Raw genomic sequence first — 23,115 nt, 5'->3', positions numbered from 1 at the left:
TGCACCAAGCCGCACCAATAACGCACATGTCGTTGAAAACAAAAGAAAATTAATACTACTTTAGAGGTATACCGTATAGGTAGTGTGATAAATGCTAAGCCATGAATTGAATATTCATGTGGAATTATTCTTTGAGCTAATGTCGGCGGAAATATAAAAGTTATTTATAAACAGCAAAACTGGGGCAATAAAAAAGCGCTGAATTTCAGCGCTTTTAAACTTTGCTTAAAGCTAAATAATCATCAGTTATTTAGCAACGCGGCCATCATCATGGCAGCTATCACAAGTCGGTTTTTCACCAACATTCATGTCATGTGGTGCGTGACAGTCTTGACACATTAACATGCCATCATGTGGCGCATGGTTTTCATCCATTTCCGCAAGTGTTCCGTGACAGTCTTGACACTGCGCGAACTCATGCTCACCGTCAGCAGATGGCTCGCCATCAGCATGACAACTTTCACAGCCACCCATTTCTGCGTGGAAATCAGCTAAAACTTCGTCTGCAGCGAATGCATTTGATGACAAAGTTACTACAGCTAAAGCTGCTGCAAACATTGCTACAAGTATTTTATTGCTCACTATTATACCCTCCAGTTACGATAGTCAAAAAGGCTCTAATAGAGAGACCTTTAATCGATATCAATTTTCAGAACGACTTTTTTAGGCTCAGTTATAAACTTAGCTAACACTGGTTAATTTAGCAACACTAAATAGTCAGCGGCAAAATTCAATCATCATCTCTGACACCTAAAAAGCGTTACATAATGTATCACCTTGAAAAGAAGGTTATATTAACGAGTTAAAATAAAAAGGGAAGCAATAAAAAAGGAGCTATTAAGCTCCTTTTATAACCAAGATCACATTATTAACTATTTCTAAGGGCGCTAATACGTTTTTCTAGTGGTGGATGGCTCATTAAAAAGTCAGTCATTGAACGTTTACCGTTAATACCTAATGCTGACATTTGCGCTGGCATTGCACCCGTTTCTGGGCCAGTTTTTAAACGCTCTAATGCCGCAATCATCTTATCTTTGCCAGCAAGCTTGGCCGCACCTTCATCGGCTTTAAACTCACGAATACGAGAGAAGTAAGCCACAACCATAGACGCTAAAATACCAAATAACATGTCAAGTACGAAAACCACAGCCATGTATGCAAACATACCAAGACCTTCACCCTCTTCATCATTACTCGCAACGAAGTTATTCACAATACCTGCAACAACACGAGCGGCAAAAATAACGAAGGTATTCACGACACCTTGAATAAGCGTCAAGGTGACCATGTCACCGTTAGCAACGTGGCTAACTTCGTGAGCCAGTACGCCTTCGATTTCATCTTGGGTCATGCCATAAAGTAAGCCTGAACTCACAGCAACCAAAGCGTTATCTTTACTTGGGCCAGTTGCAAATGCGTTCATCTCTTCAGATTGGTAAATTGCCACTTCTGGCATTTTAATCCCAGCTTGCTGCGCTTGACGAGCAACGGTGTCAACTAACCAACGTTCAGTATTATCACGAGGGTTTGTAATAACTTCACAACCCATGGTTTTCTTCGCCATCCACTTAGAGATAGCTAAACTGATAAATGCGCCGCCAAAACCAAACATAGCAGCAAAAATTAATAAACCACTCATGCTTGATGTGCTTACACCAAGCAGAGACATCACAATCGAAGCAACTAGCAAAATGGCTAAGTTGGTGGCGATTAGTAAACCGATACGTAACATTACAACTCCTAACTGGCATTCATGCCGACATAAACTCAACGCCTGAGCTCAATGCTCAAGCTGACTTGAACGCAAAAATATTATTAAACACTTAATGACATAATATGTCCTAAAAAAGATATTTCAAGCGTCTAATGGAAAAAACTGACATAAAATGACAGATTAGTTAAAAATACCACACTAAGCCTAACCTCAGCTGAATGCTTAACTTAGTAGCGGGCAGAGTCTAGGCAGCTTGTATTAATCGAAACTTAAATCTAACCAGCATTTGCTAGAAAGCCTAGTGTTTAGCGGATAGATGGCGATTAATCTTTGTTAATATCGTCACTAAGGAGCAGAACAATAACTAATTTAATTAGTTAGCAATTTATAACCCTCATTCAGCCCAGTATCCCTTTTATTCATAACCTTACCTTGAACGCTGCGAGTGAGTTAACTGTTAAGTTTAGCTAATGGCTATTCATTCATAATGGGGCTTCCCGGTCATTGACATTAATCAGCATGCCGTCAACTTATAAATACCCATTTAAGTGAGTGGAGCACTCATGTCTACATAAGAGTATCAGCCAATAAAAAAGCGTTAAATCCTATAAGGATTTAACGCTTTCTTTATCACTCAATCCAGTGAACTCATTCAGTAAACTGACTCTAATTCATTAAAAAGTGTAGCTCAGTTTAACGTTAAAGTAGCGACCTGGTTGAGAATAAGTCTCTTCAGTCACGCCCATATTACCCATTAAGAACTTTGACTGACCCGCTACATCAGAATACTCAATATATTCTTTGTCAAACAGGTTAAACACGCCTGCACGTACCGTCCAGTTATCATTCACATGGAAGTTAGCCGTCAGATCAAATACTGCGTAGCCTGCCGTGTTATACACTTCGTTGAAATCCATACCTGGCAGTGCAATAGGGAAAATATCTAAATCCGTTGTACGATCCATTTGATCAGCAAAGCGCATGGTTAAGCCAAAGTTAGCTTCAGTGTTACCTAGGTAAGTATAATAATTTACTCCCAAGTTACCTTTTAATGGACTTACGCTATTTAAGTAATCGCCGTTCTGATCTTCGCCATGGGTGTAAGCAATGTTACCCCATAGTTCAAATTCATCAGTAAACCAATGACTCATAGACATTTCAGCGCCATAAAGAGTCACTTTGTCATAGTTGATATAACGATATTCTAATGAACTTGGAATTGCACAGCCGAACCTGCCGCCACACCCCACAAATTCCCAATCGATGTAATTATCAGCTTGAGTATAAAAAGTGGTAAATTCATATCGTGTGTCGCCATGATCACCACGAACACCCACTTCAATGGTGTTACTTGATTCTGACTCTAAGTCGTAGTTTGCCTCAATGATAACAGGGAATGGCATCGCGCCATCTTTGACTTCTAACTCACCCCACTTTTGATCTGGGGTTGGCATTTTGTAGCCGTAAGCATATTGGGCATACACATTCACGTTTTCAGTCATGTGGTATACAAGGCCAAGCTTAGGTGACCAAAAACCATCACTCATCGCGGCAAAATCTTCAGGATCACGGCCAGCATCTTCAGCTTGCTGTTGATCAGGGGTGTTTTTGAAGTAATCGTAACGCAGCCCCACAATACCGTTTAGTTTGCCGTCTAAAAAGGTCATATCATCTTGAACAAATATGCCAGCGCGTAAACTTTTCGTATCAGCAAATGAGAAGGTATCGGTTTCAGATGGCGTTGAATTGCCATTTTCATCGATATCTTGATAGCTGCGTGGGCGGCTCATTTCAGATTGCTCTACATCCACGCCATAAATAATATTGTGGTCATGACCGGGTAGTGACAATGCCTTACTAAAAGTACTGGCAAAACCAAAACGGTATTCATCAAACTGGTAATCACGGTGCTGCGTTATTGCTCGGTCTGCGCCACTGATACCATTAAAGTAGTCACGTTTCTCACTTTGGTCGGTTTTACCGTAATAGAGTACGAAATCAACATTGTCATGAATGATGCGGTCTTTAGTTGAACGTAAACGTAATGAGGTATTTAACGCTTGAGTTTGGCGGTCATAATCAATTGACTCACCAATGTCACCTTTATCAGCATATTTTTCCCAGCGGTCAAGCTGTTGATTCATGTAATCAACGGTTAACTGCAGGTTAGTATCATCATTAAAGTGATACTTACTTTTTAGTAATAAGCTGTCAGTGACTAAGTCACTATCTGGTAATGTGTTGTAGTAGTTTTGCTGTTCTTCACCACTACGACGTTGATAACTGACTAGGTTATCAAAATCACCTGCTGCAAATGCGCTCGTAAAGCCACCGCTGAACTCATCGTTCATACCTGTGTAGCCGCCATTTGCAGAGAAATAATAATCACTGCCACGTAAGTAATCATCCGCATCTTTAGTGGTCATGACCATCACGCCACCTAACGCATCGGAGCCATACATAGTCGATGCCGCAGTTTTTAACACTTCAACTTGCTTTAAGCCTTCAACTTCAGTTAATCCGCGGCCAGTGCCTTCAGCGCCAGGGCCTAATGGCGATGCATACTGGTTATTAACCCGAACGCCATCTTTAACCATCATCACGCGGTTGCCGCCAATACCACGAATGGTCACCGAGCTTGGCTTACCTGCGCCGCCTTTAACATCAACGGCAGCTTCTGTTCTAAATAATGAAGCAAAGTCGGTGCTCATATTACGCGCTATCGATTCTTCATCAATAACCACAACCGAACCGGCAACTTGATCAAGTGTTTGCTCCATACGAGAACCAGAAATCACAATTACATCATGAAAATTTGAAATAGATTGTTTGATTTCTTCTTGCGATACAACTTCACCAGTATCCGCAATAACTTGAGGGGACAATGCCGCGGCAATCGCGGCACTAATTAACTTGATCGAAAGTTGCTTCATCAACACTATCCTTTAAAAAACCTTAATAGGAATTAATCTCATCTTTAATGGCGCAGGATTCTAGCATGAACAAATTTTCACATAGCGATCATGATCTCAATATTCATTGTTGATATTCAAACTTAAGGGTTTTCTTATTTTTACATTGTTAGCGGTCACGGATATTTAATTAGCTGCAAAATAAAGCTAACAATAATTAACAGTTGAGCATCATTAACAACTCAAGATCCCAACACCCAAAGCGGTTGGCCAATGCCGTAGGTTTTCCATAAGGTTTTAAAGAGAAGATCATAGCGATGTTAAAAATATGCGGGGGGAGTGAACAGTAAAAGCCAAAATACATGTTTAAAGGGTAAGTTTACCTTGATGAAACGACTAATCTAAAATCGTATAATATAAATACTCCCATGCGAACTGAACGCTATACATTGGTGGGTATGAGTTGACCAGATGCCAGAAAAACCAAAAGGCGTGTGACAGTGAGCGGTAGTCGCATACCAAGGAATAAAAGGAAATAGCCACTTTTGATGGGTGATATAAATGAAAAGGCCCAGCAAGGCATACAATACCACCCTGCGTATTTTTTCTGCCTTGGTAAACTCTGGTGCAAATTCGATGATTTCTCTCCTTGAAAATATCAAATGCTAAAACAACTACTTGTAAGCAAAAAGACAAAGGCTAAAAATCAAAACTTAAGTCTCTATAAGGTCGAGTTATCAATATGCACAGCGGCATTTATAGCTGTTGGCTCACTTAAGTACGGCACATAACCTAAGAATGGCGCCGTCATTAACTCTTTTAAACTTGATAAGTTCTCTTCTATTTCACTCATTTCAGGGTCAACTTGGTTAGCGACCCAAGCTGCAATATTAAGCCCGTCAGCTTCAATGGCCTCTTGGGTTAATAATGCATGGTTAAGACAACCAAGCTTCATGCCCACCACTAAAATAACCCCAACATCATTTTGCTGAGCTAGCTGCTGTACTGATTGCGATAAATATTGGCCTTTACTTAAAGGTAATCTCCAGCCACCAGCACCTTCAATTAATGCAAACTCGGCACTGTTTAGTGCTTCAAGTGGCAATAAATCAACAACGCCACTGGCAGTTAAACTCACCCCTTGTTGCTTTGCGGCAATATGCGGTGCAATGGCGGGTTTAAATGCGATAGGGTTAATTTGATTGTAATCGAGCGTGATAGTTGATTGTTCAATTAGGCTTAGCGCATCGCTATTTCTAAGCCCTGCGTCTGTTTCAATACAACCTGAGGCAATAGGTTTGACGCCGAGGGTTTTAGCTTCTGTGGTTTTAGCGACAGTTATTTTAGCTAGAGCCGTTTTTCTTGTTGCAAGATTAAGTAGCGCCGATGAAATCAGGGTTTTTCCGCTGTCAGTATCAGTGCCAGTAACAAAATAAATCATCGAAATAACCCCTTCACTGTTTATATCCAATTGTCTAAAAATTTAACGCTTACCAAGTTGTAAATAGCTGATGTTATAGCTCAATGGTAAGCCGTTTGCTTCACGTAAGCTTTCCGCTTTATCCATTAACGCGAGCCAATCTTTACGACCGCGCAAACGATTAGTTTTTTTATCCGTTAAGCTTTTATCTTGGTATTCATTCACTGACGCCCCGACCCCTTTAATTGAATACAGTAATGCCTTTAAATCGGCAAAATGTACTTGCTCGGTAGTGGTCTCAGCAGAGAGTATTTGCCATTTTTCGGTATCTATCGCGGCGATAATGTCATCTAAATGACGAAAACTATTATGGCCTAGCCCTAGGGTTTCAAGCTGTGAAAGACTGCCATCACTCACCACGCTAATAAAGGCTTGGCCTTGAGGTTTTATGACTCTATTAAGTTCATTAAATACTTGGGTTAATTCATCACACCACTGCAGAACTAAGTTTGAATAAATACTGTCCATGCTATTTGCAGTTATAGGTAAGTTTGCCGCATCGGCGCAAACAGTGTGATATTGCGGAAAAGACTGCTGCACCACATTTAGCATTTGAGGCGATAAATCAACTGCCGTGACCTTAGTTAGCTGGCAGTGATTTGATTCAAAGTCAGTACCTGGGCCACAGCCTAAATCCAATAAATGCCCGGTTAAACCTGCTTTTTTATCGGCATTATACTCAGTATTAGCAAGTTTTATTAACCTGCTAGCCGTGATGCGCTGTAATACATCGTGTTGTTTATAGGTAGCTGCAGCTTGGGAGAATTTAACCGCTACGGGGTTATCTAGATTCATTAATATTCTCTTGGTAACTGCACTGCTAGTGCATCAACTAATTGGGTTATTTGCTCGGCATTATGGCTGGCATTAATGGTCACTCTCAGCCTTGCCTGCCCTTTAGGCACTGTTGGCGGCCTGATTGCCCCGACCTGTAAACCTTGTTGCTTTAATGCCTTTGCTATTGCTAAAGTTCGTTCACTGTCACCGATAATTACAGGCTGAATGGCGGTTATTGACTCTGTTAGCGCAATGTTTTTAGCATTACAAAGCGACCTAAAGAAGGCAATATTGGCAAACAATGTTGATGCTTTATCAGGTTGCGACTGAGTTAAATTAACCGCTGTTAACGCTAAATGAGCACTGGCAGGTGACAGTGCGGTTGAATAAATGTAATGCCGTGATTGCGCCACCATATAATCAATAATTTGCTGTGACGCTAAAACGCAGGCGCCTTGGCAGCCGAGGGCTTTACCAAAGGTAATGACTTGAATATCGCATTGTGGTGTAACTGCCGCTCTGCTGACGTTAAAGCGATTGCTAGCAAGCTCTTCATAATTGATTCCAAAACCATGGGCATCATCAACCACTAACCAACTATTATGCTGCTTACACAAGTTCGATAACGCATCTAATGGCGCACGATCGCCATCCATACTAAAAACGCTTTCGGTAAATAAGGCGCTATTAGGAAATCGATTAAGTAACTGCTCTGCATGGGTTATATCATTGTGTTTATAGCGCTTAAGTGCAGCGCCGCTGTCTTTTACACCGTCTATCACTGATGCATGAATAAGCTTATCTGCAATAATCACATCGCCTGCTTCAAATAAGGTTTTGATTAACGCTTGATTGGCACTAAATCCAGAGCAAAATAATAGCCCTGCTTCATGACCGGTCAGCTCACATAAACCTTGTTCAAGCTTTAGGTGGGCTTCACTGTATCCAGATACTAATGGCGATGCTTTACTGCCAACACCATATTTTATCGCGCCAGCATGAATAGCGGCAATCATCTCAGGATCATTGGCCAGCCCAAGGTAATCGTTGTGACTGAAATCAATAATATTGGGAATTGTTGGAGCTAAGTTGTTAGCCGATGCCTTGTCTAACTCAGCTAACTTTCTTTGCCTCAGCAAGCCATCGGTTTGCAGCTGCTGCAAACGATGACTTATTCGTGATGATATTGGGTGATTTGCCATGAATACTGCCTTCTACTGACAAATGTGCATCGCTTTATAACGCCGCGGCATCAAAGAATTGTTGCGTTGCTTTATCTTTTTTTGCATTGGCTTTAGCCAATAACGCAGTGTCAGATTCAATGTCAGCTGATGGTCCTTGCTCAGGATGTAGCCCTAAACGTCTAAATAGGCTCATATCATCGTTTTCTTCAGGGTTGGGTGTCGTCAGTAACTTACAACCGTAGAAAATAGAGTTAGCACCAGCAAAGAAACACATAGATTGTAATTCATCAGTCATGCTTTCACGCCCAGCTGATAAACGCACTCGAGATTTAGGCATAATAATACGTGCAACGGCAATGGTGCGCACAAATTCAAAGGGATCTAAGTCATCTATCTTTTCAAATGGCGTACCTGCAACTTTAACCAACATATTAATCGGTACTGAATCAGGATGCTGCTCTAAATTAGCTAGCTGTTGTAATAAACCTGCTCTGTCTGTCGCTTTTTCGCCCATACCGACAATACCGCCAGAACACACTTTCATGCCTGACTGACGCACGTTGGTTAAAGTATCAATACGGTTTTGATAAGTACGGGTGGTGATCACATCGCCATAATATTCAGGTGAGGTATCAAGGTTGTGGTTATAGTAATCAAGACCTGCTTTGGCAAGTTCGTCAGACTGTTCTTTTGACAGCATACCCAGTGTCATACAGGTTTCCATGCCTAATGCTCTTACATCTTTAACCATTTGGGTTAAATATGGCATATCGCGCTCGCGAGGGTTACGCCATGCAGCGCCCATACAAAAACGTGATGCTCCCGCTGCTTTCGCGCTTTTGGCTTCGGTGATGACTTTTTCGATTTCCAATAAACGCTCTTTTTCAAGACCGGTATCGTAACGGGCACTTTGAGGGCAATACTTACAATCTTCAGGACAAGCACCGGTTTTAATTGATAATAAACGACTAATTTGTACTTCATTAGGATCAAACGTCTCACGATGAATACTGTGGGCTTTAAACAGTAAATCGTTCATTGGTAAAGCAAATAACGCTTCTATTTCAGCTTTGGTCCAGTCATGACGGATGGCTAATGATGACATTGATTAATCCTTTGTTATTCGTTTTATATTCACTTTATATTGGGTTAGGATACCTTCAGCACGTAAACTGTCAATGCTATCGCGCATTACACCTTGACTAACGGTTAAAATATGAACGACTCATTTTATCAGCAAGCATCCCAGACAATCGATTCTCAAGCTATAGACTCTCAAGCTATAGACTTTGAGTTTGATAAACAGCATATTTGGCATCCCTATACTTCGATGAGTCAAGCTGCCAGCGTAACTGGAGTCCATAGTGCCGATGGGTGTGAACTGACCTTAAGCAGCGGTCAAAAGGTCATTGATGGCACCAGCTCTTGGTGGGCCTGTATTCATGGCTATAACCGCCCAGAAATTATTGAAGCGATGCAGCAGCAGCTCACGACCCTAAGCCATGTAATGTTTGGCGGTATTACCCACGCCCCTGCAGTTAACCTCTGCAAGCAATTAGTGGCGATGACCAGCCCCAATTTAACCAAAGTCTTTTTAGCCGACTCTGGCTCTATTGCCGTTGAAGTGGCCATTAAAATGGCCATGCAATACTGGCAAGGTAAACAGCTACCACAAAAGCAGCGTTTATTAACCGTTAAGCGTGGTTATCATGGTGATACCTTTGCCGCAATGAGCGTCTGCGATCCTGATAATGGCATGCATACCATGTTTAGCGCAGCGGTTACTGAACACCTTTTTGCCCCAGCGCCACTATCTGTTTTCGGTGAAGCTTTAAAGCAAGGTGATACTGATGCGCTTGAGGCGATTTTAGCAGAGCATCATCAAGATATTGCCGCCATTATTATTGAACCCGTCATGCAAGCGGCTGGCGGGATGCATTTTTATTCAGCCGAGTATTTATCTGCCATTAGAACCTTATGTGACCAGTATCATGTCCTGCTCATTCTTGATGAAATCGCTACGGGATTTGGCCGTATCGGCAAGCTATTTGCTTATGAATATGCCAATATCGAAGCCGATATTTTGTGTTTAGGTAAAGCCTTAACCGGTGGCTACATCAGTTTAGCGGCAACACTTTGTAGTGATGAAGTGGCCAAAGGTGTCAGTGACTCCCCTGCGGGCGTATTTATGCACGGGCCAACATTTATGGGCAATCCGCTAGCCTGCGCTGCAGCCAGTGCCAGTATGAGTATTTTACAAACTGGCGCATGGCAACAACAGGTCAGCGATGTTGAGTTGCAAATGAAGACTGAACTTGCTGAAGCTATTGATTATCAACATGTGGTGGATGTCAGAGTATTAGGCGCAGTAGGCGTAATTGAAATGGATAGCGTGGTTAACACGGCTAAATTGCAGCAAGACTTTATTGAGTTAGGAGTGTGGATAAGACCTTTTGCCAACGTGATATACATTACTCCGCCTTATACTATTACCAAAGAGCAACTGACGACACTAACCCAAGCCATGAAAACTATTGCCGCAAATATTACTCAAGAGCAAGCCGCTGCAGATAGCTTTAGTAATGGTTAGTTGGGGTGTAAATAAGCTGGTTGATTGACGTAAAAGCAGTGTGAAACTGATAGCGCTATGACAGTGAGAGTGTACTCATAGCGCTTTTTATATTCTGTATTAATCCACCAGCTCGATAGCTAAACTCTCAAGTAAGTTTAGCGCTTCAAAACGTGAGAACTTAGCTTGGGCAATGCGGTTTTGTAGCACATCGATAGTAAAGTCAGTTGAATCACTAAAGTCGACAGCTTGTAAATTGGTTTTCATAAAAATACTATTCGTAAAATCACAAAAAGTCATGGTGGAATTGGCAAAGTCACCATTACTAAAATCCACATCATGCAGCTTGCATTCAATCAGCTTTAACTCATTTAGTACTAAGCCAAAAAATGAATTGTCATTAAGAATACAACGGCTAAAGCTTAATTGTGCATCACGATGAAATGACGGCCAATCCGCTTTAGTCCAATCAATACCCACCATTTTGCAGTCATTAAAATCTACCTCATAAAAACGGCTATGGGGCACCTTAATTAAGCTCAAATTACAGCGATTAAACGTACAACTTAAAAACTTAGTATTTTTTAATACTGCTTCAGTAAAGTCGCAATCATTAAATTCACACTCTTCAAATTCACAGCCCTCAGTTGAGTCTATGGGTTGTTTATTGAAGCTTTTATCAAAGTACTGCTCATGTGTGACGATCTGACTCATTAAAACCCCATGCTCGATTATTCAAACTTGAGGCGTATTTTATAACACTTGCCCTGATAACAGAGAAAATAGCGCAAAAATATTATTAAGACCCCACTGATTGCTACGGCCTCACTAAAAATAAGCAAAAAAAACCGATAGTGGTTAAGTAAAAAACTTACTCACTATCGGTTACCTTGATACCGAATACTTACTTATCTAATTTAGAAGCGATAATTAAAGCTTACTGTATATGCATCACGGGTTTCACCTTTGTTATACAGCACACTTAAATTGTAATGTTTACCAATTTGCTTATTAAAGCCGACTAGATAAGCCCATTGGTTCAACTCAACACCTACATCGAAAGTAAACTCACGGTTCAACTCTTCAACAAAACCTAAATTACCTTCCATGTTAGCTTTTAATGCTTGATATTCTGCACCAACAAAAAACTGAGCACGGTAATCCAGTAACTGGTAACCCAACATAGGTTGCACGGTGAGAATACCGTCGCCCCAATCCTGGCCACTTAATTTAGTGAACGAATAGGTACCTGTAACTGAAGCAAAAAACTCCCTATAACCCACCGAAAGTGTGGTACCTGCGCCCACTAAATCATAATTAAGTTCCAAAGGAACATCAAAACGGGTTGGCTCACAAAGTGGTACTCCGACTTCAGCAGCAAAGGCACAAGCAATATCAGCTTTAAACTCTGAGCCTAATTTATCGACAAACACATCACGAATATTACCGGTATACTGGGCATCGATAACCGCATCGACTTTAATTTTACCGACTAATGCATACACATTCCAAAATGGAAAAATATTTAAATCGGCCCTTAGGGACACACTTTTAGCGTCTACGGTTCCGAAGGTGGTTTCTGGGTCAAAAAACTCGTCTAACTCCAACCCCATAATATCAAATGAAGTGAAACCTACATCCATACTTTGATCTCGATAGGCGACTGAAATACCGTAAGGTAATGGCACATCAATCCCTTGTCGACGCACCAAGTCAGCAAGTATTGGGAACATCGCTTGTAGCTCTACTTTTTCTTCTCGCATGCGCGGATCTGAAACCGTTGCGAGTAAGTCAGCATCAATCACCACCACGGCATCTTGATTATCATATAAAGCAATTGTGGTAACCGTTGTAGTTAAGGTGATCGGTTTGTCTTTTTTAGTGCCCTTGGTAATTTCAATTTTCTTTTTGATATAAGGCTTACCGTTTTCCAATTCAGTAAAATAAATCGTTTGCGAATAGTCTTTAACTTTTACGCCTTCGTAATCGAAGTCTTTTGAATTGGTAATCTCCATTTTAATTGGCTTGCCGTCTTTAGCCGTGATGGATACCTGCATAAAACGAAAATAAGCAATGTTTTGCGGAAGTTGGTATTTGGAGTAGTTAAAACGAATCACCACTTCTCCATTGGCTTTTTCAGCCACCTTAACTGATGACTCATCATAGCTTTTAGCGTATTGGCGCAAAAGGTACTCGGTTTTTGTCAGATTTTCGATACGTGCAATGACATCTTCGTCTTTATCTAACTTAATTGGGTCATATTTAATTCTTAAATCAATATTGCCTTTAGTGTCAGTACTTTGGACTAAAAATATGTCCGACGTTGTTTGTTTCCCTTCAAACTCAGTGACTCGAGATGCATGTTCAACCAGGTTTTCACCTTGGGATAATGAACTCATTCCAAATTTTGGGAGGTCATCAGAAAGACCATACTTTTCAAATACACTCACCCCCTTAGGGACGCTAATAAACTCTAAATTATTGATATCTTCACTAGCAATTTCTTCACTAAAAGCCACATTACTTAGTAACAATGAACTCACAACTAAACTTGAAACTTTTATTACCTTGTTAAGTCTGAAAAATCCCACCTTTGATAGAACATAATTAAACGTTATTCCGTTTAACGATCTTTTATTAGTATCCATATAAGCGCTACCTAATTGATGCATAAAGTCATTTTTATTGAGCTACTAGGTAAATTGTACGCACTAACAACAAAATTGCAAAGTTTCACCTACATTTTTTACATTTACCTGAGTGGCAGTATTAGCTGTTGTTCTAATAGAACAATTAAGCTGAACGATAAAGGTAAAACTGTGACTAAAACCCACACGCTAAACGATGACAAGGGGAAATGATTACGGGTAATAATCGGTAGAATTTAGGCGTTATTAAAGGTATTTGAAGGCAAACTAACAATGCTTTGAGCCTGTGCATTACCACGCTCAAAGCATCAATGGTAGAGTAAAGCGAGTATCCTCTTTGTCTTAAAAAGGGTAATACATACCCACTGAAATATAGTCGTCGTTACTATTGCTGCCGTCGGCATTTTTACCGTTATCGACCACTCCCTCAATAAAGGCAAAAAAACCCAACGATGGCACATTGTAATTAAGGGTAAGGATCAACAAATCAAGCTCATATTGGCTAGCTTGACTCTGCTCTGCAATATCATAATTATCTGGCTCGATATGGTTCCAACCGATCATTGGAGTCCAATTTCCTATGTCTCGGCTCAGTGCTATTTCGTAGCCTTTACCTTCAAAAATTTGATTACTGTTGTCTTGATACATGCCTTCTGAATGTGCGGCTACCGCAGATAAATACCAGTCACCCATGGTTGAACTAAAAGAAACTGCTAAGGCCCTAGGGTTACTGATCCTAATACCTTTCCCTTCAGCCTCGTCATTAACATACGCTAAGCCAAAGGTAAATTTGTCTACATCATAAGCATAAATAACACTGGCCGCTTCACCGCCTTTAGCTGTTAGAGTGACTTCATTACCGTCATCATCTAATACTGGCATATCTTCATCGTCTTTAAGCACTGTGGTGTCGTCGATAAACTGCCCTTGAAGGTTAACCGTTAAACTATGATTATCGAAATCGAACGGCTTATTCCAGAAAACACCATTATCGACTCGACCCGTGCCACTTAAGCCACCATCACCGTATACATAAGTTGATGATGCCAGCGCCGAATAAACATTAAACCTATCGGTTACCGAGGTCACTGCCGAATAAGCTCCTATTCTTTTACCAATAGACAGCTCTCCCCATTTGCTGTGCTGAGCAGCAAAGAAACCTTGCCTGAGTGACATAAACTCATTTCTACCATCACTTAGCGAGATTGCATTATGACCAACGTTGTAACTATCAATGCTATTGCGGGCTACCGCATTAATATACCACTCAAAAAAACCTCTAAATTTAAGGTCTGAATTTACCGAACTGCTAAAATCAAAATGTAATCGAGAGCCGTTATCAAACACAGTGGTGGTATTGTCACCATCGTTAGTGTCACTATTGATAACACCTAATTGAATATTGCCACCGACGTCTAAATTTAATAGATCAGACTTATAAACTTCAACTGCCTCTAGCGGTAACACGGTTACCAGTAAGCAAGCCCCTAATAATTTTTTCATCATCTCAATGACACTCCCATTTGTAGTCATTTTGGCGAAATCCTTCTCTGTGACTAATTTTTCGCCTCTTTATAAATGTAGCTAATTTTTCGCAACTATAAAGATACACAAGAAATTGTTTTTATTTTTTATTTTTTATTCAATAAAAGTCGTGAGAAGAGCGATGAGAATAAGAGTAATGAGAGTAATGAGAAAGAATTATCGGTTGTTACCTAAAGCGAGCCAGCGCTATTTAAGTAACCCTTGCTCAGCGGCGCTGATTAACTGTTTTTCAAGCTCAGTCCATAGACTATGACTACCTTTAGCGATTCGATCACCATTCAATGACATGACTTGCTGCTTTGAAATATTATGCTTTTTCCAACTATGACCACCGCCATGAATGTTATGCAGTAACGGCGGCACTCTATCAATGGCTTTAGCGAATATAGCATCGGCAGTTTTACCTGCTTCGAACTCAAGCCAAAGCTGTAAATATTCGTCAGCTAAATATTCTGGCAAGGTTTTGAATAACCGCTCTACTCCTTGCTGCTCCGCAATCGAATGCGTATTGCTGCTGGCATAAACTATGGTATCGCCTGCATCGATTTCACCAAAATCATGCAGTAGTAGCATTTTAATCACCCGATTGATATCAACGGGTTCATTAGCAAACTCTTTTAACATCAGCGCACTAATGCACACATGCCAGCTGTGTTCAGCTGAATTCTCATAGCGTTCTAAACCTACAGGTTTAGTATTAGGTGTTACCGACTTTAACTTTTCTATTTCTACAATAAATTCAACAATGCCTTTGATCTCATTCAAACATCCTTGTAAATGAATCCCATAATATTCAGTGAGCATTAGTATTCTTTGGTGAGGAAAATCCTTTCAGGGCTACCAGGAAAAGCTGCCACACTGCCGACAACTTTAAAACCCAGCTTTTTATAAAACTCTGGCGCTTGGTAATCTAAGGTATCCAGTTGGGCAACAACACAACCCCTTTTCTTGGCTTCCAGTTCTGCCGATGCCATTAATTGACGGCCAAGACCTGAGCCTCGGCTTGCTTTGTCGACCCAGAGCACTTCAATAAGAAAGTTTCTGTATATAGTTCGCCCTGCTATCCCACCTATAATAGTGCCTTGTTCATCACGACAAACCACAGATAAGGGCTTGGTTTCTTCTGGCCCCATATGTTCATATTTGTGCTCTCTAACCCCTGCGACTAGGGTGTCAAAAATAACGCTATCTTCTTGATGGTTTACTTCTAACATCATTTGCTGGCCTCCAAGCCAATATCTTGGGTTATTCAAACTAAATTAGCTTAGCCTTCGAATTTAATGTGAATTTTATTGCCACTGAAACTCGCCTTAAAGCCATACACCTGTAATTACTTAACTCATTTTTGCAACTGACTCACTCCATGTCCTTGTTTATAGCAGTCTTCAATATTTTTACACATTAAGCTGGGTTATCAAATTGTTAGATCCATCGTTTACTAAAATATCTACGGCCCAACTTTAACGCAAACAGCTTTATCTACCCCCTAGCAACACATAAAGGGGTTAATATACTGAGTGTATATCAACTATTACTATCAATTGCCCTGCTATAGGGCCATACTAAGATGGTTACTTATATATTCGACAATTGAGTCTAATGTACTAGTAACAGGGTCCTCCGGTTGATTAAAACTAGCCTCAGGTGTGTTACATGACAACAAATGGAAAGTATCATGAGCAAAGGACAAGACAGTAAGAAAAACACTAAAAAGCAACCACTTTTAACTGCAAAAGAAAAGAAAGCAGCAAAGACTGCCAAGAAAGCTAACAAAGGTTTTCTAGAGCATTAAGCAAGATGTGGCCATCGAGTTCCTTCGGTGGCCTGAATAGCTACCAACATTTCCCTCGCGATACTTACTTGTTATACCCCGCCCTAAAACTGTGATGTAAAAATTAGCGCTGCTAAAAGTTAAAAATCACCCCAACAAAATCCCAAAACGCAGTAATTGTTGAGATGACTTTAGTTCGGCATTAAGCCTGATTAACAATTAACTCATACTTAACTAAAACCATGTGTATTCAAATGTCACCCCGTATTGGGCGCCCATTGCTGGGTATTTGGCATACATTTCATTATTTTTGACTGTGGTATTGGTGTAGTACTCGTCAGTGATATTTTTACCCCATGCAAAGGCTTTCCAACTATCAGCTTCAACCCCAAAACGTAAATTCACTAGGGTATAAGACGGGTTAATAAAACGCTCATCAAACTCATAATCGGTTGCTGGTATTTCAACGGCATAAGGCTCACCAACAAAATCTGACACGGCAAGAGTTTGATCAACTGAGGCTTCAAAATCGGCATGTGACTCACTTGAATATGCTACATCTGCGCCAACAAAGCCTTGCAGCCCGGCTGAAATTTCAAAGTCAAAACGGGCAAATAAATTAAACTGATGCTCTGGCGTAAAAGGCAGTGGCGAACCTTTAAAGTCTAAATATTGCCCTGGTTGGTTATAGCCGACACCTTGTTTAATCTGTGAATCTAACCAGCCGTAGGCAGCGCCTAAGGTCAAGTTATCTGTCGCTAACCAGCGCCCATCAAGTTCAACCCCTGTGATCGAAGATTTAGGCATATTACCCAGGGTAAATACGGTGTTAAATACTGGGGCGATTTTTTTGGTAAGCAATTGCTTATCTTGGTAATCATAATAAAAAGCCGCGCCATTTAACTGCAGAGTACGCTCGGCTAGGCTTGATTTAAAACCTATTTCATAAGCGTCAAGTTGCTCTTGAACAACGGGAACTAACTGTTGATCAGTCACTGCCGCTAAAGAAGGAAAGCTACCCGCTTTAAAACCACGGCTATAAGATGCATAGACTGATAAATCATCATTAAACTCATAATTAGCAGCTAGGCGCCATGAAAGTGAGTCTTCGCTTAATGTGTCACTAACCTCCCCAACACTCGCCTCTGGCGTTCCAAAATCTAATACCGTAACGCAACTGCCTGCGTTGTAGCCATCACCTTTGATGACGTCACTAGTGGGCGTTGTTCCGAAAAAGAAATTAAAAAAAGTATCAGCTAAACCGCCATCAACATCTCTTGAGCAGCCAGTAAAATCCGCTTCATCTTTTGAATAACGCAAGCCGGTGGTAAGCGTGAATTGATCTGTAATAAACCAGTCAGCACTGGCAAACACTGAGGCGGTTGTGGTTTGTTGATTAATATCATTTTCAGCAATATTAAAGCCAAAGCCAGGGATTGGCAGAATATTTACGTTACTACTTATGCCCCAATCCTGCTGGGTTTGGTAATCGACTTCGCTTTTACTGTAATAAAGCCCTGCAATCCACACCAGGCTATCAAGTTGTTGGCTAACTCGAAACTCTTGGGATATGGAATCAATTTCACCATTTTGATAAACATAGTCCATGGTAACGTATTCGGAATCGGCGGCATTTTGATAACGACCTAATAAGTAGCCGTCAAATCCTGCTCCAAAGGCTTGTTCAGTAGCGGCACTCAGTGGGTTATTTTTAATATTAGCAATGGTTTCCCCTGCAAAACCAGCTCGCTCGTATTCTGAACCATCATCTTCAAATTTTGAGTAGCCAGTCAGCGAGGTAAATAAGGTTTGATCATTAATGTCGTGCTCAACTTTCAATGACACATTCGTGCTGATGTGTTCAAGGCTCGGTGTGCGCCCAGCAGTCCAATCTGCTTTGGCATTATCATCCATTAAGCCGGTAAAATTCTGTGGATTTTGTGCCATATCTAACTGGGTTTGATATATCGAAACAGTAAACGGCGCGCCTCCTGCTTTACCGGGAATATAATCAATATTTTGCGGCGCAATTGTTTCTGAATTATCGCTAGCATAACCGATAGTCAGCAATGCTTGAGTTGCCTCACTGAAGTCAAAGTTTAAGCTACCACGCACAGCCAGTTTATCTTGTCGACCTAAGGTTTCATCACGGCTAATGCTTTCCTGCCAGCCCTCGTCTGACTGAATCGTTTTAAGTGCCAGACGACCACTTACCATGTCGCTAATTCCGCCTGTCACGTAACCTTCAGCAGAAATGGTTTCATAAGAAGCAATACCCGCTTTGATGGCGGCTTCAAAATCCTTAGAGGGTTTCGCCGCAATATAATTGACCGCGCCAGCCGTTGAGTTACGGCCATAAAGCGTGCCTTGTGGCCCTTTTAAAATCTCCACCCGTTCGACGTCAAGGTTAGTGCCTTTGGTCATAATAGGAAATGGTACTGCAATTTCATCAACATACACTCCAACCGTTGATGTCGCTTGAGCGCTTGACTCATTGAAACCCACCCCACGTAAGGTATAAACCGGTGCCCCAAATGCGCTATCACTGAAATTAAACCCAGGTACAATATTGGCTAAATCAGTGGTGTCATCGATACCTATTTCATCTAATGTCTCGGCATTAAAGGCCGAAATCGACATAGGCACTTCATTAATAGACTGGCTGCGTTTTTGCGCGGTCACTTCAATCACTTCAAATTGTTTTTTTTCTGACTGAGTTTGTTCTTGTTGTGGCTCATTTGCCATTACTGGCGCATGAATTATTGATAGCAGCACTGTCGCAATTAACGACTTTTTAAAATTTCCGTTTGCTTGAACATTTGACATAGTTAATCCCCAAATTGACTATTATTATTTTTCAACCCATGTTAATTATTTGTAAAGAAATACGGGTTAATTTGAGGGTAACGCTAGCGCTGTACAATAAACTGCCACATTTGTTCGGTTGGGATATCTGTGGGATAAAATATCAACTAATTTATAGCGAGGATTTGTTTATTAAAATGGGTTGGCTAAAAAGATTTTGCAAGCTTTGGCTGTCATGAATTCAAGATAATGGCATTGTTCGGCTCAATATGTCCAAAAGACAGATTAAGCCATAAAACCTAGCCTCATAACATATAAACATACCTTATGAGGCCACTGCTTATATCGTGTTAAGCAGCCAATAACTCCCAATTGTGGTTAAACAGGCAATGACGGGGAACACCACAGTCACGACTCCGACATCTTTATAAGCCGTTTTATGGGTTTGCCCTGTTATTGCCAATATCGCTACTACCGCGCCGCAATGAGGCAGACTATCAAACCCGCCGCTGGCCATAGCAGCAACCCGATGTAAGATCTCTGGATCGACGCCTTTATCTAAATAAACAGGCGCCATAGTCCCTAAAAAGATTTGCAAGCCACCTGATGACGAACCCACAATTGCAGACACTGAACTTGCGGCAATAAAAATTGACAGCAGCACAGGGACATCTAAGGTGGTGATCCACTGGGAAAACTGCGAAAACGTTTCGGTATGGCTCACTACGCCACCAAAACCGATGACAACTGAAGTCGCGATTAACGGCGATATAGACTCTTCAGCGCCTTGACCAAGCTCGGTAATACTGCGGGGTAGAATACGTGGAAACAACACTATGGTGGTAATAATACCAATCAAGAGTGCCATACAAGGCCAAATTATCGGCTGACTGTTGGCATAGTCAACAACCTCAATGCCGTTAACGCCTAAAGCACTGATGATCCTTGGAGAGACAATACAAATTACCACAGCGGCAATGGGAATGACTGAACGAAACCAAGATGGCATCGCCATTTGCTTATTGTTGGCTAAAATCAGTTTATCTTTTTCAGAAGGGATAAAACCCTCACCATTGGCCTTGGCTATGTGACGCTGCTTTTCAAGATACCACAGCCCCAAAGACAACATAATGGCGCTACTGAATAGGCCATATCCCGCTGCGGCAAATAAGTCGGTTTTTAGCGATACCGAAGATATCACATTATGTATTGACGGTGAGCCTGGCATAGCGGTCATGGTGAACGTACCAATACCTAAGGCAATGGCACCAGTAAATAACCGCTTAGGCACATTCGCTTGTTGCAATAGCTGCACCCCAAGCGGATACATAGTGAAAATAACCACAAACAACACCACGCCACCATAGGTGAGCAAAGCTGAAAATAATACCGTAATAATTAGCACACGTTCAGCGCCTAAGGTGTCGACTAACTTATTCGCAATACTATTGGCCGCTCCTGTTGCCGCCAATAAACGACCAAACATCGCACCTGCGGCAAAGAGTAAAAAGAACCGTCCCGCAAATGTAAATGCCCCCAGTGCCCCGGTTGGAAAATATTCCAGCATGGCTTTATCAAATGCCATGCCGCTAGTGATAATCACTATGGTGGAACACACTAGCGAGGCCAGCACAATGCTATAGCCGCGCATTGCCATCCATATAAATACAGCTAATGCCGCAATAATTCCTAAAGCCATATCAATAACTCCATTTATAGCTCACGATATCCACCGCGATCGGCACTGGTAGCAAACGCTGCATAGGATTTTAACGCGCGGGTGATCACACGGGTTCTTGGTTCATTGGGCTGCCAAGCTTGATCCTTTGGCAATGCATTCATGGCATCACGACGTTGCTGCAATGCCGTATCAGAGATCAGTAAATTAATCGAACGATTAGGTATATCGATGCGTATTTGATCGCCATCTTCAATTAACCCGATAGCACCTTGATTAGCCGCCTCAGGTGAAACATGGCCCACTGATAGACCCGCAGATGCACCAGAGTATCGACCATCTGTCACCAGTGCACAGCTAGCATCTAACCCTTGAGCTTTTAAGCTCATGGTTGGTTTAAGCATCTCTTGCATGCCAGGTCCGCCCTTGGGGCCTTCGTAGCGAATAATGATGATGGTGTTAGGTTGAATTTCACCATTATCAATGGCGGTTAATGCCGTTTCTTGCTGATTGAATACTCTTGCCGTTCCGGTAAAATCCAGCATATGCTCATACACTGCAGCGGTTTTCACTATGCAACCATCTTCAGAAATATTACCGTACAAAACGGCCAAGCCACCTTCGGTGCTATAAGGGTTATCAATATTACGGATACAGCCTTTTTCACGATCTAAATCTAACTCTTTCCAGCGCTGTGACTGGCCATAGGCCTTAATGGTGCGTTTGCCACCAGGCGCGGCTTTAAAGTACTCATGCACTTCTGGGTTATCTGTACGTAATACATCCCAATAGGCTAGCATTTCCGCTAATGTCCCGCCGCCAACCGATTTAACACTGGTGTCAATTAATCCGGCGCGTTCTAGTTCGCCAATGATTGCCATCATGCCGCCAGCACGGTGAACATCTTCCATATAGTAATCTTTGGTGGCTGGTGACACCTTGCAAAGGTGCGGCACTTTTCTGGATAAGCCATCAATATCACTGAGATTGAAATCCACCTCGCCTTCTTGGGCCATAGCCAGCAAGTGTAGAATGGTGTTGGTAGAACCTCCCATCGTAATATCCACTTTCATCGCATTGAAAAACGCTTCGCGAGTGGCAATCGAGCGCGGTAACACCGAGTCGTCATCTTCAAAATAGAACTTTTTGGTGTTGGTTACGATTTGCTTAGCTGCACGGGTGAACAAGTCTTTACGATCGGAATGAGTCGCCAATAATGAGCCATTGCCCGGTAGTGCGAGCCCTAACACTTCAGCCAAGCAATTCATTGAGTTGGCGGTAAACATGCCAGAACAAGATCCGCAGGTAGGACAGGCATGATTTTCTAAAAACTCAGCACTTTTACCATCAAGTTCCTGACTACTGAAAGCGGCAATATAGGTATCAATGGGGTCAAAACGCTGAACTTTATCTTTTTCAACTACGCGGCCTGCTTCCATAGGCCCGCCTGAGACAAATATCACTGGAATATTTAACCTTAATCCCGCCATTAACATGCCAGGGGTGATTTTGTCGCAGTTTGAAATACAGATCATCGCATCAACGCAATGAGCATTAATCATATATTCGATGCTGTCAGCAATAATTTCACGGCTCGGTAAGCTATAAAGCATACCGTCATGACCCATGGCAATGCCGTCATCGATAGCAATGGTATTGAACTCACGGGCAATGCCGCCCGCTTCAAAAATAGCCTCACACACTAGGCGGCCGACGTCTTGTAAATGTACATGGCCTGGGACAAACTCGGTAAATGAATTAACCACGGCAATCATGGGCTTGCCAAAATCTGTTTGCTGTAATCCCCCTGCTAACCAAAGTGCACGTGCTGCAGCTGCACCTTTACCGTCGACAACTTTTGATGATCTTAATTTAGGCATGTTAACTCTCGTTTTTATTATTAGTGTTAACTACTTTGTCATAGATGATTTGTTAATTTCTGTCACATTTGTGACAATTAAGGCGAAGCACTGAGTTTGGTTCGAAACTCAATTGCAATGACAGGTGTAGCAAATATCAGCCATAAGACCTT

General features: G+C 41.6%; 16 protein-coding genes. 1 reads left to right on the top strand and 15 read right to left on the bottom strand.

The genetic code is table 11. The annotated features are described in order from the left end of the window. Positions 1 to 246 precede the first annotated feature (246 nt). From cctA to bioB, 7 genes are all read right to left on the bottom strand, one after another. Complete coding sequence (cctA, locus tag AB4140_RS11140) at positions 247 to 582, bottom strand: tetraheme c-type cytochrome CctA (protein WP_102438005.1); 336 nt, start codon at positions 580 to 582, stop codon at positions 247 to 249. A gap of 286 nt (positions 583 to 868) precedes the next feature. After that, complete coding sequence (htpX, locus tag AB4140_RS11135; RefSeq protein WP_102438007.1) at positions 869 to 1,732, bottom strand: protease HtpX; 864 nt, start codon at positions 1,730 to 1,732, stop codon at positions 869 to 871. Between the two features lie 656 nt (positions 1,733 to 2,388). Beyond that, on the bottom strand, positions 2,389 to 4,647 hold the full coding sequence (locus AB4140_RS11130) for a TonB-dependent hemoglobin/transferrin/lactoferrin family receptor (protein WP_372000954.1): 2,259 nt from the start codon (positions 4,645 to 4,647) through the stop codon (positions 2,389 to 2,391). A gap of 700 nt (positions 4,648 to 5,347) precedes the next feature. Beyond that, positions 5,348 to 6,064 carry a dethiobiotin synthase gene (bioD, locus tag AB4140_RS11125; protein WP_198589311.1) on the bottom strand — a complete coding sequence of 239 codons (717 nt, stop codon included), beginning with the start codon at positions 6,062 to 6,064 and terminating at the stop codon, positions 5,348 to 5,350. Positions 6,065 to 6,109: 45 nt separating this feature from the next. Then, positions 6,110 to 6,901: a methyltransferase domain-containing protein gene (locus tag AB4140_RS11120; RefSeq protein WP_102438013.1), complete on the bottom strand. Its 792-nt coding sequence runs from the start codon at positions 6,899 to 6,901 to the stop codon at positions 6,110 to 6,112. Then, positions 6,901 to 8,085, bottom strand: coding sequence for an 8-amino-7-oxononanoate synthase (locus AB4140_RS11115; RefSeq protein ID WP_102519983.1), 1,185 nt, complete (start codon positions 8,083 to 8,085; stop codon positions 6,901 to 6,903). The genes AB4140_RS11120 and AB4140_RS11115 overlap by 1 nt, the downstream gene beginning before the upstream one ends. A gap of 34 nt (positions 8,086 to 8,119) precedes the next feature. Further along, positions 8,120 to 9,172 (bottom strand): biotin synthase BioB, encoded by a 1,053-nt coding sequence (bioB, locus tag AB4140_RS11110; RefSeq protein ID WP_102438017.1) that lies wholly within the window; start codon positions 9,170 to 9,172, stop codon positions 8,120 to 8,122. 111 nt (positions 9,173 to 9,283) lie between these two features. Between bioB and bioA the strand changes: the two genes are divergently transcribed. Next, positions 9,284 to 10,657 carry an adenosylmethionine--8-amino-7-oxononanoate transaminase gene (gene bioA / locus AB4140_RS11105; RefSeq protein WP_372000951.1) on the top strand — a complete coding sequence of 458 codons (1,374 nt, stop codon included), beginning with the start codon at positions 9,284 to 9,286 and terminating at the stop codon, positions 10,655 to 10,657. Positions 10,658 to 10,756: 99 nt separating this feature from the next. On the opposite strand, the gene AB4140_RS11100 is transcribed toward bioA, so the two are convergent. The 8 genes from AB4140_RS11100 to ilvD form a co-directional block, all read right to left on the bottom strand. Continuing rightward, positions 10,757 to 11,350 carry a pentapeptide repeat-containing protein gene (locus AB4140_RS11100; RefSeq protein WP_372000949.1) on the bottom strand — a complete coding sequence of 198 codons (594 nt, stop codon included), beginning with the start codon at positions 11,348 to 11,350 and terminating at the stop codon, positions 10,757 to 10,759. Between the two features lie 203 nt (positions 11,351 to 11,553). Further along, a complete protein-coding gene (locus AB4140_RS11095) occupies positions 11,554 to 13,179 on the bottom strand; it encodes a hypothetical protein (RefSeq protein WP_198589305.1) in 1,626 nt (541 codons plus the stop codon). Positions 13,180 to 13,626: 447 nt separating this feature from the next. Continuing rightward, positions 13,627 to 14,817: a porin gene (locus AB4140_RS11090; protein WP_372000947.1), complete on the bottom strand. Its 1,191-nt coding sequence runs from the start codon at positions 14,815 to 14,817 to the stop codon at positions 13,627 to 13,629. 198 nt (positions 14,818 to 15,015) lie between these two features. Continuing rightward, complete coding sequence (locus tag AB4140_RS11085; protein WP_241904080.1) at positions 15,016 to 15,633, bottom strand: HD domain-containing protein; 618 nt, start codon at positions 15,631 to 15,633, stop codon at positions 15,016 to 15,018. Further along, positions 15,633 to 16,046 (bottom strand): GNAT family N-acetyltransferase, encoded by a 414-nt coding sequence (locus tag AB4140_RS11080; protein ID WP_102476424.1) that lies wholly within the window; start codon positions 16,044 to 16,046, stop codon positions 15,633 to 15,635. Before AB4140_RS11080 ends, AB4140_RS11085 begins: the two co-directional genes overlap by 1 nt. Before the next feature lie 788 nt (positions 16,047 to 16,834). After that, positions 16,835 to 19,426, bottom strand: coding sequence for a TonB-dependent receptor (locus AB4140_RS11075; RefSeq protein ID WP_372000945.1), 2,592 nt, complete (start codon positions 19,424 to 19,426; stop codon positions 16,835 to 16,837). A 319-nt stretch (positions 19,427 to 19,745) separates the two neighbouring features. Then, positions 19,746 to 21,104 carry a GntP family permease gene (locus AB4140_RS11070; protein ID WP_241903478.1) on the bottom strand — a complete coding sequence of 453 codons (1,359 nt, stop codon included), beginning with the start codon at positions 21,102 to 21,104 and terminating at the stop codon, positions 19,746 to 19,748. A gap of 14 nt (positions 21,105 to 21,118) precedes the next feature. Next, the gene (ilvD, locus tag AB4140_RS11065) at positions 21,119 to 22,963 is read right to left on the bottom strand and encodes a dihydroxy-acid dehydratase (RefSeq protein WP_372000943.1); all 1,845 of its coding nucleotides are present in this window, start codon (positions 22,961 to 22,963) and stop codon (positions 21,119 to 21,121) included. Positions 22,964 to 23,115: the final 152 nt, after the last annotated feature.

The sequence above is a fragment of the Shewanella sp. 10N.286.51.B2 genome, assembly GCF_041469265.1.
Lineage (GTDB): Bacteria > Pseudomonadota > Gammaproteobacteria > Enterobacterales > Shewanellaceae > Shewanella.
This window is presented reverse-complemented; position numbering and strand designations above follow the sequence as displayed.

Coding starts and splice junctions, on each gene's coding strand:
- AB4140_RS11090 (WP_372000947.1), bottom strand. CDS start 14,817: ATGACTACAAATGGGAGTGTCATTGAGATGATGAAAAAATTATTAGGG.
- AB4140_RS11130 (WP_372000954.1), bottom strand. CDS start 4,647: ATGAAGCAACTTTCGATCAAGTTAATTAGTGCCGCGATTGCCGCGGCA.
- AB4140_RS11080 (WP_102476424.1), bottom strand. CDS start 16,046: ATGATGTTAGAAGTAAACCATCAAGAAGATAGCGTTATTTTTGACACC.
- AB4140_RS11085 (WP_241904080.1), bottom strand. CDS start 15,633: ATGCTCACTGAATATTATGGGATTCATTTACAAGGATGTTTGAATGAG.
- AB4140_RS11115 (WP_102519983.1), bottom strand. CDS start 8,085: ATGGCAAATCACCCAATATCATCACGAATAAGTCATCGTTTGCAGCAG.
- AB4140_RS11075 (WP_372000945.1), bottom strand. CDS start 19,426: ATGTCAAATGTTCAAGCAAACGGAAATTTTAAAAAGTCGTTAATTGCG.
- AB4140_RS11070 (WP_241903478.1), bottom strand. CDS start 21,104: ATGGCTTTAGGAATTATTGCGGCATTAGCTGTATTTATATGGATGGCA.
- ilvD (WP_372000943.1), bottom strand. CDS start 22,963: ATGCCTAAATTAAGATCATCAAAAGTTGTCGACGGTAAAGGTGCAGCT.
- bioB (WP_102438017.1), bottom strand. CDS start 9,172: ATGTCATCATTAGCCATCCGTCATGACTGGACCAAAGCTGAAATAGAA.
- htpX (WP_102438007.1), bottom strand. CDS start 1,732: ATGTTACGTATCGGTTTACTAATCGCCACCAACTTAGCCATTTTGCTA.
- AB4140_RS11120 (WP_102438013.1), bottom strand. CDS start 6,901: ATGAATCTAGATAACCCCGTAGCGGTTAAATTCTCCCAAGCTGCAGCT.
- bioA (WP_372000951.1), top strand. CDS start 9,284: ATGAACGACTCATTTTATCAGCAAGCATCCCAGACAATCGATTCTCAA.
- AB4140_RS11100 (WP_372000949.1), bottom strand. CDS start 11,350: ATGAGTCAGATCGTCACACATGAGCAGTACTTTGATAAAAGCTTCAAT.